The sequence below is a fragment of the Nocardioides pantholopis genome (assembly GCF_003710085.1).
GTDB lineage: Bacteria > Actinomycetota > Actinomycetes > Propionibacteriales > Nocardioidaceae > Nocardioides > Nocardioides pantholopis.
On sequence record NZ_CP033324.1, the window covers coordinates 2,566,649 to 2,578,693 of the forward strand.

The 12,045-nt window shown below is 72.5% G+C and carries 13 protein-coding genes; 5 read left to right on the forward strand and 8 right to left on the reverse strand.

The genetic code is table 11. The features are described 5' to 3' along the window. Position 1: 1 nt before the first annotated feature. The 3 genes from EBO35_RS12330 to EBO35_RS12340 form a co-directional block, all read right to left on the reverse strand. Complete coding sequence (locus EBO35_RS12330; protein WP_122817974.1) at positions 2 to 784, reverse strand: amino acid ABC transporter ATP-binding protein; 783 nt, start codon at positions 782 to 784, stop codon at positions 2 to 4. After that, a complete protein-coding gene (locus tag EBO35_RS12335; RefSeq protein WP_122817975.1) occupies positions 781 to 2,277 on the reverse strand; it encodes an ABC transporter substrate-binding protein/permease in 1,497 nt (498 codons plus the stop codon). Before EBO35_RS12335 ends, EBO35_RS12330 begins: the two co-directional genes overlap by 4 nt. A gap of 112 nt (positions 2,278 to 2,389) precedes the next feature. After that, positions 2,390 to 3,964, reverse strand: coding sequence for a malate:quinone oxidoreductase (locus EBO35_RS12340; RefSeq protein WP_122817976.1), 1,575 nt, complete (start codon positions 3,962 to 3,964; stop codon positions 2,390 to 2,392). Positions 3,965 to 4,155: 191 nt separating this feature from the next. On the opposite strand from EBO35_RS12340, the gene EBO35_RS12345 reads away from it, so the two are divergent. Beyond that, positions 4,156 to 4,875, forward strand: a complete 720-nt coding sequence (locus tag EBO35_RS12345; RefSeq protein ID WP_122817977.1) for a helix-turn-helix transcriptional regulator — start codon at positions 4,156 to 4,158, stop codon at positions 4,873 to 4,875. 44 nt (positions 4,876 to 4,919) lie between these two features. Here EBO35_RS12345 and EBO35_RS12350 read toward each other — a convergent pair whose 3' ends face one another. After that, complete coding sequence (locus EBO35_RS12350; RefSeq protein WP_122817978.1) at positions 4,920 to 5,408, reverse strand: DUF4383 domain-containing protein; 489 nt, start codon at positions 5,406 to 5,408, stop codon at positions 4,920 to 4,922. Between the two features lie 132 nt (positions 5,409 to 5,540). On the opposite strand from EBO35_RS12350, the gene EBO35_RS12355 reads away from it, so the two are divergent. Then, positions 5,541 to 6,245 carry a hemerythrin domain-containing protein gene (locus EBO35_RS12355; protein WP_122817979.1) on the forward strand — a complete coding sequence of 235 codons (705 nt, stop codon included), beginning with the start codon at positions 5,541 to 5,543 and terminating at the stop codon, positions 6,243 to 6,245. Here EBO35_RS12355 and EBO35_RS19495 read toward each other — a convergent pair. From EBO35_RS19495 to EBO35_RS12365, 3 genes are read right to left on the reverse strand one after another with little or no spacing between them, the layout of a single operon-like run. Beyond that, the gene (locus EBO35_RS19495; RefSeq protein WP_127481313.1) at positions 6,153 to 6,395 is read right to left on the reverse strand and encodes a hypothetical protein; all 243 of its coding nucleotides are present in this window, start codon (positions 6,393 to 6,395) and stop codon (positions 6,153 to 6,155) included. The genes EBO35_RS12355 and EBO35_RS19495 overlap by 93 nt on opposite strands. 34 nt (positions 6,396 to 6,429) lie before the next feature. Further along, positions 6,430 to 7,497, reverse strand: coding sequence for a putative manganese transporter (locus EBO35_RS12360; RefSeq protein WP_122817980.1), 1,068 nt, complete (start codon positions 7,495 to 7,497; stop codon positions 6,430 to 6,432). Positions 7,498 to 7,537: 40 nt separating this feature from the next. Continuing rightward, positions 7,538 to 8,461: a manganese catalase family protein gene (locus EBO35_RS12365; RefSeq protein ID WP_122817981.1), complete on the reverse strand. Its 924-nt coding sequence runs from the start codon at positions 8,459 to 8,461 to the stop codon at positions 7,538 to 7,540. Positions 8,462 to 8,739: 278 nt separating this feature from the next. Here EBO35_RS12365 and EBO35_RS12370 point away from each other — a divergent pair, with 278 nt between their 5' ends. After that, complete coding sequence (locus EBO35_RS12370; RefSeq protein WP_122817982.1) at positions 8,740 to 9,477, forward strand: AfsR/SARP family transcriptional regulator; 738 nt, start codon at positions 8,740 to 8,742, stop codon at positions 9,475 to 9,477. A gap of 22 nt (positions 9,478 to 9,499) precedes the next feature. On the opposite strand, the gene EBO35_RS12375 is transcribed toward EBO35_RS12370, so the two are convergent. Beyond that, on the reverse strand, positions 9,500 to 10,387 hold the full coding sequence (locus EBO35_RS12375; protein WP_241153673.1) for a sigma-70 family RNA polymerase sigma factor: 888 nt from the start codon (positions 10,385 to 10,387) through the stop codon (positions 9,500 to 9,502). A gap of 252 nt (positions 10,388 to 10,639) precedes the next feature. Here EBO35_RS12375 and EBO35_RS12380 point away from each other — a divergent pair, with 252 nt between their 5' ends. Next, positions 10,640 to 10,876 (forward strand): PspC domain-containing protein, encoded by a 237-nt coding sequence (locus EBO35_RS12380; protein ID WP_122817983.1) that lies wholly within the window; start codon positions 10,640 to 10,642, stop codon positions 10,874 to 10,876. A gap of 101 nt (positions 10,877 to 10,977) precedes the next feature. Continuing rightward, positions 10,978 to 11,979, forward strand: a complete 1,002-nt coding sequence (locus EBO35_RS12385) for a 5'-3' exonuclease (protein ID WP_122817984.1) — start codon at positions 10,978 to 10,980, stop codon at positions 11,977 to 11,979. Positions 11,980 to 12,045 lie beyond the last annotated feature (66 nt).

A 12,045-nucleotide genomic window follows, 5' to 3' on the forward strand; every position in this document is an offset into this window, starting at 1 on the left:
CTCAGCGGGCCTCGAGCACCCGCCGCAGGAACTGCTGGGTCCGCTCCACCTGCGGATCGGTGAGGACCTCCGCGCCGCCGCGCTCGGCCACGACGCCGCCGTCGAGGAACAGCACCTGGTCGGCGACGTCGCGGGCGAAGCGGACCTCGTGGGTGACGATCACCAGCGTCCAGCCCTGCTCCGCGAGGTCCCGGATCACGCCGAGCACCTCCCCCACCAGCTCGGGGTCCAGCGCCGAGGTCGGCTCGTCGAGCAGCAGTACGTCGGGGCGCAGCGCGAGGGCGCGGGCGATGCCGACCCGCTGCTGCTGTCCGCCGGAGAGCTCGGCCGGATAGGCGTCCTCACGCCCGGCCAGGCCGACCTGAGCCAGCAGCGCGCGCGCGTCCGCCACCGCCTCCTCGAGCGGGCGGCCCTGCACCTGGACGGGCCCCTCGATGATGTTGCCCAGCACGGTCCGGTGCGGGAACAGGTGGTGGGACTGGAAGACCATGCCGCTGCGGGCCCGCAGCGTTCGCAGCACCCGGCGCTGGTCGGCGCGGCCCGAGGGCAGCGCCCCGAAGTCGACCGACGCCTCCCCGATCCGGACCCGCCCGGCGTCCGGGAGCTCCAAGGCGTTGAGCGAGCGCAGCACGGTGGTCTTGCCCGACCCCGACGGGCCGAGGATGACAGTGGCGGTTCCCGCAGCGGTCGTGAAGTCGACCCCGCGGAGCACCGGCTGGCCACCGAAGGACTTGGTCAGGCCCTGCACGTCGACGAGCGCGCGGTCGGTCCCGGGCGTGGTCATACGGCGTACCTCCCCAGCCGGCGCTCGAGCCGGCCCTGGCCGAGCGAGACGACGTAGCAGACGACCCAGTAGTACAGGGCCGCCAGCGCGTACAGCGGCAGGTACTCGGTGCTGAGCGCCGCGGCGACCTGGGCCTCCAGGAACAGCTCGGGGACCAGCACCAGCGAGGCCAGCGAGGTGTCCTTGACCAGGGAGAGCAGGGTGTTCGACAGCGGCGGGACCGCGATCCGCGCCGCCTGCGGCAGGATGATGCGCCGCAGCGCCTGCCAGTACTCCATGCCGATCGTGCGTGCCGCCTCGAGCTGGCCGCGGGGCACCGCGAGGATCGAGGAGCGGATGATCTCGGCGCCGTAGCCGCCCACGTTGAGGCTGAGCGCCAGGCAGGCGGCCACGTAGCTGGGCATCTTGACCCCGACCTGCGGCAGCCCGTAGAAGACGATGAACAGCTGCACGAGCAGCGGGGTGCCGCGGATCACCGAGACGTAGAACCGGGCGGGCAGGGTCAGCAGCCGGGACGGCGAGAGCCGCGCCAGGGCCACCGCCAGGGCGATGGCCAGCCCGAGCACGAAGCTCACGATCGTGAGCGGGATCGTGCCCTTGATGGTGCCGCGCAGCATCGGCCAGGCGGCGTCCTGGACCACGTCCCAGCGGCTGCGGCCGGTGTCGGACCCCCCGAGGTCCACGTCGCCGCCATCGGGGACCGAGACGTCCGCGCCGAAGTACTCCTCGGAGATCTCCGCGAGTGTTCCGTCGTCGGCGAGCTCCTCCAGGGCGCGGTTCGCCTCCGCGTGCAGCGCGGTCTCGGACTGGCGGAACACCAGCGCCTGCTCGCCCTGCTCGCCCTCGATCTCGCCGGCGATCTTGATCTCGTCCGACCCGGTCGAGGCGAGGTAGTCGAGGACGGCGATGTTGTCGTTGACGGTGGCGTCGACCCGACCCTGCGCGAGCAGCTCAGCGGTCTGGGCGAACCCCTCGACCGACTGCACCCGGGCGCCCGCGTCGCGAGCCACCTGCGCCCAGTTGCTGGTCTCGGTCTGGGCGGTGGTGCGGCCCTCGAGGTCCTCCAGCGAGGTGATGTCGTCGGTGTCCGCGGCCGTGACGATCACGCCGCGCGAGTACGTGTACGGGCGGCTGAGGAGGTAGCGCGCCTCCCGCTCGGGGTTGACGGTGACCTGGTTGGCGATCACGTCGATGCGCTCGGCGTCCAGCGCGGGGAACAGCGCGTCGAACCGGGCCCGGACGAACTCCAGGTCCCATCCGGCGCGGTCCGCGACCGCCTCGATGACCTCGATGTCGTAGCCGGTGAGCTCCCCGGTGCGCGGGTCGACGAAGCTGAAGGGCGGGTACGTGCCCTCGGTCCCGACCCGGACCACCCGGCGCTCGTCCTGCTCCTGCGCGGCCACCGGCGACCCGGATGCGAGCAGCATCCCGACGACGCCCACCAGCAGCAGGAACGCCCACAGCAGCCGTGGTGATCGGGGTCCGGGTCTCATGGGTCACTCACGGTCGGGGGGTTGGGGCGCAGCCCGGTACCCCGGCGGGTGCCGCAGGCACCGTCCGGGTCGGGGTTGGTGCCGAAGGCACCGTCCGGGTCGAGGTTGTGGACTAGGAGGCGGCCGGCGCCGCGCCCGGGCCGGTCAGCGAGCCGAGCACCGGGGTGTCGTCGAGACCGAGGACGCGCGCTGTCCGCCCCAGGACCTCGGCTGCGAGGGCCGGGTCGGCGGACAGCTCGGTGCCGTAGCTGGGGATCATCTTCTCCAGCGCGGGACGCCAGTCCTCGAAGCGGTCGGGGAAGCAGCGCGCCATGACGTCGAGCATGATCGGAACGGCGGTCGAGGCCCCCGGCGAGGCGCCGAGCAGCCCCGCGATGGAGCCGTCGGAGGCCGCGATCACCTCGGTGCCGAACTGGAGCACGCCGCCCTTGCCGGGCACTCGCTTGATCACCTGGACCCGCTGGCCGGCCGTGATCTTCTCCCAGTCCTTGGCGTCGGCGTCGGGATAGAACGCCTGGAGCTCGGCGAGCTGGGTCTTCTTGCTGGCCAGCAGCTGCTGGACGAGGTAGACGACCAGGCTCAGGTTGCGCACGCCCACCTGCAGCATCGGCACCAGGTTGTGCAGGCGCACCGAGCGCAGCAGGTCGAACAGCGAGCCGTTCTTGAGGAACCGCGGGCTGAACCCGGCGTACGGCCCGAACATCAGGCTGGGCCGGCCGTCGACGACGCGGGTGTCGAGGTGCGGCACCGACATCGGCGGGGCGCCCACGGCGGCCTTGCCGTAGACCTTGGCCTGGTGGCGGGCCACGAGCTCGGGGTTCGTGGTGCGCCAGAACTCGCCGCTGACCGGGAACCCGCCGAAGCCACGGATCTCCGGGATGCCGGAGCGCTGGAGCAGGGTGAGCGCCTGGCCGCCGGCGCCGACGAAGACGAAGCGGGCGGTCGCGTCGAAGTGGCCGGAGCCGTCGAGGTTCTTGCCGCGCACCCGCCATCCGCCGTCGACGCGGGTGAGCCGGCGCACCTCCACCCCGACCTCGAGCTCCAGGGCGCCACGGTCGCGCAGCCCCGCGATCAGCTGCCGGGTCAGCGACCCGAAGTCGACGTCGGTGCCGCCCAGGGAGCGGGTCGCGGCGACCGGCTCGGTGCGGTCGCGGCCGGCCATGAGCAGCGGGGCCCAGTCCGCCAGGACCTCGGGGTCCTCGGTGAACTCCATCCCCGCGAAGAGCGGGTTCTCGCGCAGGCCGTCGTAGCGGTTGCGCAGGTAGGTGACGTTCTCGGCGCCCCACACGAAGCTCAGGTGCGGGGCCGGGTGCACGAACGAGGACGGGTCGGGCAGCTGGCCGTTCTCGACGAGGAAGGCCCACACCTGGCGGGTCAGCTGGAACTGCTCGTTGATGCTGATCGCCTTGGTGACGTCGACGCTGCCGTCGGGGCGCTGTGGGGTGTAGTTCAGCTCGCACAGCGCCGCGTGGCCGGTGCCGGCGTTGTTCCACGGCCCGGACGACTCCTGGGCGAGGTCGTCGAGACGCTCGACGATGCCGACCTTCCAGGCCGGCTCGACCTGGTTGAGCAGCGTGGCCATCGTGGCCGACATGATGCCGCCGCCCACGAGGAGCACGTCGTAGTCGAACTGACCGGCCGCCGCGTCGCCGCGCTGGGTAGCCTTCTTGGTGGCGGTCCGGTTCACGAGACGATCTCCTCTGTCGCAGTGTCCGGTCGTGGTGCGAACCGGCCTGAATTCGTCGGGGTCGAGCCCCTCCCCCCGCGCCTGCCGGCGCGCAGGGGACAATCACATGTCATCAGTAGCTCCGTCGGCGGCCGACACCTGCCCTCGAGAAGTGCGATATTGGCCACACGCTCGGACCAGGAGGGATCCCGATGCTCGAGTCCGACAACACCGCCACCGACCGACCCGCCCCATCCGCAGGCGGATCCTCCGGTGGGCGGACCCGCCCGATCCGGGTGGCGCTCTCCAACGACTACGAGCTGGTCCTGCACGGGATCGCGGCGATGCTGGCCGGCCACGAGGAGGTCGAGGTCGTGCAGCTCACGACCGCGCGCGAGGTCGCCGACGACGTCGACGTGGTCCTCTACGACACCTTCGGCCGGTTGCCGGAGCACGACGACAAGCTTCGACAGATCGTGGTGAACAACGACGCGTTGGTCATCGTCTACAGCTGGCGGGCGTACTCCGCCGAGGAGGCTCGCCGACGGGGGGCGGCCGGCTACCTCAGCAAGGGGATGACCGCCGACGAGCTCGTCGCCGGCATCGTCGCGGTGTACGAGGGCCGGCCACCGGCGCCCTGGCCAGCAGCGGCTGAGGGGGCCGACGGGGCCGACGGGGCCGATAACGAAGGAGCGATGAGGTCCTGGCCGGGCCAGGACCACGGGCTCAGCGCCCGCGAGGCCGAGATGCTCACGTTCATCACCCGCGGCCTCACCAACGAGGAGATCACCCGGCAGGCGTACCTGAGCGTGAACACCGTGAAGACCTACATCCGCACGGCGTACCGCAAGATCGGGGTCACCAGCCGCGCCCAGGCGGTCGCCTGGGGCATGCGCCACGGTTTCGACACCGACCAGTCCCCCACGAGGTAGGCCGGCTCGGCGCCTCCTGCCCTCATAGGACCTTCATCTGGCCCTCACATGGCCGTCTGGCTCCCGACGCCGCCACGCAGCGTGCGCTGGGCCCACAGCCCCATCGCGACCATCGCGACGCCGAGGACCAGGTGCAGCCAGTTGTCGGCGGAGTTCACCGGCACGAAGTTCGCCGAGCTGTCGTGCCCGACCACCAGGCCGTAGATCCACAGGCCCAGGTACAGGACGCCGCCGACGACCAGGTAGCCGATCGCCGCCGTCGCCTTGCGCGCCAGGGCCAGACCGGCGATCCCGAAGGCGAGGTGGAGCAGGTTGTGCAGCCCCGAGACCTGGAAGATCCCGAGCAGCTCGGCCCGGCTGTGGTGCCCGGCGAAGTCGAGGGAGTCGTAGTTGGTGGTGATGCCGGGCACGAAGCCGAGGATGCCCACCAGCAGGAAGACCGCGCCGGTCCCCGCTGCCAGGTTCCGGGCCAGCTTCTCTCCCGCGGTGAGGCCCGCCTCACCCTGGTGCGGGCTCTCTGCGCTGCTCGTCATCGCCGGCTCCTCATGGTCGGGGGTGGTCGGGGGTGGTGGAGGGGCGGCCCGGTATCCAGGCGGTGCCCGGCCAATCCCTGCCCTCGTCCGGCGGTCGAACATGCCCGGTCCGGACCGGGGTACCGCGGCGCCATGCGATCTCTGGCAGACCAGACCGTCGACGAGCTCGGCGGGACCTGGAGCATCCTGCACCGTCAGAAGCGGGACCACGTACGGCTCGAGGAGCTGCTCCAGCAGCTCCTCGACACGACCGGCGAGGAGCAGGAGCGGGTCCTGCACAGCATCGCCCGGCTGGTGTTCCCGCACGCGTTCGCGGAGGAGTCGGTGATCTGGCCGACGCTGCGGCGGCGGCTGCCCGACGGCGAGCAGCTGACCCTGCAGGTGGAGCAGGAGCACCAGGAGGTCAACGACCTGTGGACCGACCTGGAGACCGAGACCGATCCGCAGCACCGCGCGCAGCTGATCCAGCGGCTCGTGACGGTGCTGCGCGAGGACGTGCGCGACGAGGAGGACGAGCTCCTCCCCCGGCTGCAGGACCGGCTCGACGTACGCCGCCTGCGCCAGCTCGGAGTCGCCTGGGAGGCGGTGCGACGCACCGCCCCCACCCGCCCGCACCCGGTCGTCTCCCGCCGTCCGCCGGGCAATGCGCTGGCGGCACTGCCGCTGACCGTGCTGGACCGCAGCCGCGACGCGGTCGAGTCGACCTCCCGGCGGGCTCCGGAGCAGTGGCGTCCGCGACTGTCCTCAACCAGCCAGACGCTCGCGGGAGCGGCCGGTCGCGTCGAGCACTGGGGCGTGCTGCGTCGCGGGGAGGACCCGAGCACCTCCCGGGACTGACGTCTCGAGGTGGGACTGGGCGTGGTGCCGCAGGCCGGTGACGGCGAGCACGGTCACCGCGGCCAGCACGCCGTACGTCGTGCCGGTGAGCAGCGCGGCCAGCGCGATCAGCAGGTGCAGCCGGGTGGTGGTGAGTCCGGGGAGATGCATGGTGGCTTCCTTCCAGGGACGCGGTGGGGCCGGGTCAGGTCAGCAGCAGCAGCGCGGACCCGACGGCCATCGCCGGGATGGTGGTGAGCACCGTGGCCAGCAGCGCGGCGCGGTGCTCGAGGGCCAGCAGCGGCAGCAGCGCGTCGCCGTCCTGGCTGATGGTGTTGGCGACCAGCGTCGGCAACGGCATGCCGCCGGCGAGGAAGATGCCGGTGAACACGATCTGGACCCCGCAGCCGGGGATCAGCCCGACCGTGGCGCCGACGAGCACCCCGACCAGCCCGTGCAGGGGCAGCTGGGAGCCGTCGAACCCGGTCACGTGGGTGAAGAGCGAGAACCCGACGTAGGCGACCGCGACCCATACGGTCACGAACGCGATCTCGTTCCCTCCGTGGCGCAGCACCTGCGCCATCGAGGTCGGGTGAGCGGTGCCGGTGTCGTCGTCGGCGAGCCGGCAGCGGCCGCGCACGAACGCGACCACGGCCACCCCCGTGCCGAGCAGGCCCAGCGCGAGGTAGAGGTGCGCAGGATCGCTGAGCTGGAAGGTCACCGGCACGCTGACCGTGGCGCCGGTGCCGAGCAGCAGCCACAGCAGGGCGGGAAGTGCCCCCAGCTCGTGGAGCCGGGTGGCCGGGCGGGCCAGCACCGCTGACCCGAGGACGGGCGCCGGCACCGGCTGCGGGGTCCGGTCTCGGGAGTCCGCACGCCGGGCCGGCGTGATCCCCAGCGCGTCGACGACGTACCCAGCCGCCGCGCCGGTGCCGAGCAGGAGCAGCTTGAGCTGGATCGTGAGGACCGGGTCCGCCGCCAGCAGCACCCAGGACGCGTCGCCCATGGTGGCGACGAGGGCGGCGATGGCCGCGCCGTAGGAGACCGCGCCGCGGGAGTAGAGCGCCATCACGATGATGGCGCCGCCGCACCCGGGAGGCATCGTGAGCGCCGCGGCGACCAGCGGCCCGAGCCGGCGATGCCGCAGCAACGCGTCGTCGAGCCGGTGGCCCCAGCGATACCTCGCCCACCCGAACGGCGCGACCAGCAGGGCGACGAAGACGCCGACCTGCATGAACGCGTCGGCGAGCGGACGAAGGATCAGCTCGGTCACGATGCCCTCCCGGAGTGCGGTCCACGGACGGTTCCGGCGCTCAGCTGTCGCCGCCGGTGAGCTTCTCCTTGGCCTTGCTCATCAGGTTCTCCGCGCCCTGGACGAACGCGCCGCCCGCGGTCCCGGGCTTGCCCGGGCCCTTGCTGCCGTCATAGGTGGCGAACAGCAGCGGGTCGGGGGCCGGGACGTCGTTGATGTCGTCGGACAGGGGCCGGCCCTGCTCGAAGGAGATCTCGTGGCCGCCGATGAGCGTCGACCCCTGGGCCCAGCGGCCCTCGCCGGCGGTGCTGCCCTCGTGGAAGCTGTAGAAGGTCCGACCGGGCTCGGTCTTCTCCTCCGCGGCGAGCGAGTCCTCGATCCCGTCGGTGTACCCGTCCTCGATCAGCTGCTCGATGCCCAGCAGCCACTGCTGCTGGTGGAAGGTGTCCCTGGCCAGGTTGAACTGCAGGGTGTCCTTGACGCCCGGGTCGTCGGTCATCTGGTAGACCCGAGCGGTCTGCAGCCGGCTCTGTGCCTCCGCCGCCACGTTGGAGCGGAAGTCCGCGAGCAGGTTGCCGCTGGCCACGATGTAGCCGCCGTTCCAGGGCACGCCCTGGCTGTTGGTGGGCATCGCCGCACCGCCGGTGACGATCGCGTGCTGCACGTTCTGGCCGCCGAGGACCGCCGCGAGGGCGGGGTTCGCGGCGGCAGCCTGGGCCTGGGTCTCCGCGGGCGCACCCTCGAGCAGGCGGGCCATCATCGTCACGAGCATCTCGACGTGGCCGATCTCCTCGGTGCCGATGTCGAGGATCATGTCCTTGTACTTGCCGGGGATCCGGCAGTTCCAGCCCTGCCACAGGTACTGCATCATCACTGTCATCTCGCCGAACTGGCCGCCGACCAGCTCCTGGAGCTTGGCCGCGAAGAGCGCGTCGGGGCGCTCGGGCCGGACGTTGTACTGCAGCTGCTCGCTGTGTCGAAACATGACTCGCCTTCCGTCGTCCGGTGGCTGCGTGCCCCGGTTGGTGTGGACGGCGATGACCCTTCCGTCCGGGCGTCGCCGGGCCGTGGGCTGCGGTGTGCGCCGGTGCGTGGTCGCGCACGTCGCCTCGCTGTGCTGGACGGCGCACCGGCGGCGTGACCGCCCCGTCGCGTGGCCGTCCCCGGGGCGTCACGGCGTCGTCGCGCCCGGGTGCATGGGCGCCTCCGTCGAGGGAACCAGCAACGGTCAGCCCTCAACCACCCCACCGCTCCGGAGGAGTCATGGAGCACACCTCTGCCCCGGCCGCGCGGCTCGGCCTGCTGGGCGACTTCGCGCTGACCTTCGCCGGCGAGGAGCTGCCGGTCGCCGCCCCGGCCCAGCGCCTGCTCGCGCTGCTCGCCGTGTGCCACCGCGAGCGACCGGTCGGACGGGCTGCCCTGGCCGAACGGCTGTGGCCCGACGCCGCACCGGGGCGCGCCACCTCGACGCTGCGCTCGGTGCTGTGGCGCCTGCCCCGACCACGGGGGCGGGTCCTGGTGATCGGGACCGCGACCCAGGTCCGGCTGTCGCCGGACCTGCGGGTCGACGTGTGGGACGGCGAGGAGCTCGCCGGTCAGCTGTGCGGTCCGGAGACCCCCTCGGTCGAGCTGCTCGCGGACCTGGGACCGCTGACCCGGGACCTGCTGCCCTCGTGGCACGAGGAGTGGCTGCCGGTGGAGCAGGAGAGCTACCGGCAGCAGCGGTTGCACGCGCTGGAACGCTGCGCCCATGCCCTCCTGGAGCGGGAGCGGTTCAACGACGCCCTCGCGGCCGGCCTCGGCGCCGTTCGCTCCGAGCCGCTGCGGGAGAGTGCGCACCGGCGCGTCATCGAGGTCCACCTCGCGGAGGGCAACCACGCCGAGGCGCTGCGCCAGTACGACAGCTACCGACGACTGCTCGCCCGCGAGCTGGGCATCTCCCCCTCCCCGGCGATCCGCCGCCTGCTCGCGCCCCTGCTCGGCCGGCCGATCGACGCCTGAGCTCCCGGCGGGCTCGCACGGATCAGGCCGTGCGGGGTGCCGGCCGGGAGGCGTCGGGGACGGCGACCGGCCGCGCGGCAGCGTGCCGCTCCGCGACCGCGGTGATGTAGGCATCACGACGACGCGCCACACACCCACCCGGCTTCGCCACCGGCGCCAGCTGCTCGGGATCCAACGCCGCGTTCAACGCGTCGCGCAGCATCACCATCGCCTCGGCCCGGATCTGGGAGACCCGCGACTCGCTGACCCCCAGCTCCTCGGCGATCTCCGCCATCGGCTGCTCCGCCAGGAAGTACCCCTCGACCACCGCCCGCTGCCGCGCCGGCAGCTCCGCGATCGCCTCACCCAGATACTGCAACCGCTCCCGGTGCAACACCAACGCCTCCGGCGTCGGACCCGCCGAGACCAGCGCCTCGGCCAGCGACCCCGCGGCACCCTCCGGCCCCTCGACCGTGGCCTGCAACGACAACACGCTCGCCCGCGTCAGGTCCTCGTCCGAGGCCGTGACCTCCTCGGCCTCGATCCCCAACGCCGCCGCGACCGCCGCATTGTCCGGCAGCTGCCCGATCGTCACCGCCAACCGGTTCCGGGCCTCCTCGACCTCACGACCACGACGCCGCACCGACCGCGAGGCCCAGTCCACCGACCGCAGCTCATCCATGATCGCGCCCCGGATCCGGGTGCTCGCATACCGCGCGAACGGCACCCCCCGCTCCGCCTCGAACGCCCGCGCCGCCAACACCAGCGCCGCCAACCCCGCCGAACGCAGATCATCACGATCCACATGCGAGGGAACCCGACTCATCGTCTCGCGGACCAGATGAGCCACCAGCGGGACATGGTCGACCGCCAACCGGTCGGCAGCGGCCGAGGCCGCGGGGGACGGCAGGGGGGCGATGGGGGGAATCACCCGACGATTGCGCCATCGATCCGGGTGCGCTGGGAAGGCGTTCGGTCGGACTCCTCACGCAAATGAGCCGCGTGGGTGGTGTGTCCTCCATTTCGCATAGCCCAGATGGGCTATGCCGGCCGCAGTGGTCTGAACCGGTTGCCCTCGGGGTCCGGGTCGGACCGGGGGCGTCCCGGATGGCCGCCGGCCCGCTCGGGACGCAGACTGGAGGTGCCGGGGTGGTCCCGGCTCCCCACCACGGAAGGACCCACGATGAACGACATCCGCGCCAGCATCGGCAGGCGGGGCCTGGTCCGCCCGCGCGAGGAGAGGGTCATCGCCGGGGTGTGCTCGGGCCTGGGCCGCCGGCTCGGGCTGAGCCCGTGGGTGGCCCGGCTGCTGTTCGTCCTGGTGCTGATGGTCGTGCCGGGCAGCCAGATCCTGGTCTATCCGATCCTGTGGATCCTGATGCCGTCCGAGGACTCGCTGGGCTGGAGTGCCCGGTACTGACTCTGACCCCGGTACTGACCCCGGTACTGACCCGGTACTGACCCGGTACCGACCCAGGGGCGCCCGGCCGGGCCCGGCCCGGCCCTAGGATGGGCCCGGCCATGCAGACCCCACCTCCCCGCGAGCGCCGCCTCCTGCTCGCCGTCGACGCACCCTCGCTGCTGCACCGCAACCACCACGCCCGCGCGCACACCGACCTGCGCGACCGCCAGGGCCGGCCGGCCTGGGCCCTGCACGGGATGCTGCGCCAGATCCTGGAGGCGATCGACCAGTTCGCCCCGGACGCGCTGATCTTCGGCCTCGACGACCGGAGCACCTCGGTGCGCGAGGGTCTCTACCCGGCGTACAAGGCCGGTCGGGCCGTCAAGGACGCCACCCTCGTCGAGCAGCTCGAGCGGGCCGACGCCCTGCTGAACGCCCTCGGCTTCCGCACGGTCACCCCACCGGGGCTCGAGGCCGACGACGTCAACGCCAGCGCAGCGGCGTGGGCCGGTGAGAACGGCTGGGACTGCGTGCTCGTCACCTCCGACCGGGACTCCTTCGCCAACATCAGCGCGCACACCAAGGTGCTGCGGGTCATCGACGGTGGCATCAGCGGCTCACCGCTGCTCGATCCCGCCCGCCTGCACCGCCTGTACGGCGTCGACCCGCACCAGTACCTGGAGTTCGCCGCCCTGCGCGGGGACGCCAGCGACAACCTGCCCGGCGTCGCCGGCATCGGCGAGAAGACCGCGCCGATCCTGCTGCGGGAGATGGGGTCGATGCGGGCGGTCTGGGCCGACATCGAGCACTGCGGCGGGGAGAACCTGGTCGCGACCCTGGACTCGTGGTGCGCGGAGACCGGCGCCCGGCGGATGGCGGCCGCGATGCTCAAGCGGCTCACCGCCCCCGGCGCCCGGGAGCGCTACGACTTCAACCTCTCGATCATGTCCGGGCGCACCGACCTCGAGCTCGGCCTGACCCCCGACGTGCCGGGCTCCCCCGGCCTGCTGCCGCTGGACCCCGAGCGGGTTGCCCGGGTCGTGGACTTCCTGGGCGTCGGCGCCACGACTCACCTCGCCATGCGGGTGCTGACCGAGCCGGCCGGGTCCGGCCGCCCCTGACCGGACCAGGTTTGCGCACGCGCGGAACCGGGAAGAACGTCGCCAGGCACTCAGCGTCCCGCCTCT

Excerpts from the sequence above, each read along its gene's own strand:
- EBO35_RS12335 (WP_122817975.1), bottom strand. The coding sequence starts at position 2,277 with ATGAGACCCGGACCCCGATCACCACGGCTGCTGTGGGCGTTCCTGCTG.
- EBO35_RS12370 (WP_122817982.1), top strand. The coding sequence starts at position 8,740 with ATGGAGCACACCTCTGCCCCGGCCGCGCGGCTCGGCCTGCTGGGCGAC.
- EBO35_RS12385 (WP_122817984.1), top strand. The coding sequence starts at position 10,978 with ATGCAGACCCCACCTCCCCGCGAGCGCCGCCTCCTGCTCGCCGTCGAC.
- EBO35_RS12350 (WP_122817978.1), bottom strand. The coding sequence starts at position 5,408 with ATGACGAGCAGCGCAGAGAGCCCGCACCAGGGTGAGGCGGGCCTCACC.
- EBO35_RS19495 (WP_127481313.1), bottom strand. The coding sequence starts at position 6,395 with ATGCATCTCCCCGGACTCACCACCACCCGGCTGCACCTGCTGATCGCG.
- EBO35_RS12380 (WP_122817983.1), top strand. The coding sequence starts at position 10,640 with ATGAACGACATCCGCGCCAGCATCGGCAGGCGGGGCCTGGTCCGCCCG.
- EBO35_RS12365 (WP_122817981.1), bottom strand. The coding sequence starts at position 8,461 with ATGTTTCGACACAGCGAGCAGCTGCAGTACAACGTCCGGCCCGAGCGC.
- EBO35_RS12330 (WP_122817974.1), bottom strand. The coding sequence starts at position 784 with ATGACCACGCCCGGGACCGACCGCGCGCTCGTCGACGTGCAGGGCCTG.
- EBO35_RS12355 (WP_122817979.1), top strand. The coding sequence starts at position 5,541 with ATGCGATCTCTGGCAGACCAGACCGTCGACGAGCTCGGCGGGACCTGG.
- EBO35_RS12345 (WP_122817977.1), top strand. The coding sequence starts at position 4,156 with ATGCTCGAGTCCGACAACACCGCCACCGACCGACCCGCCCCATCCGCA.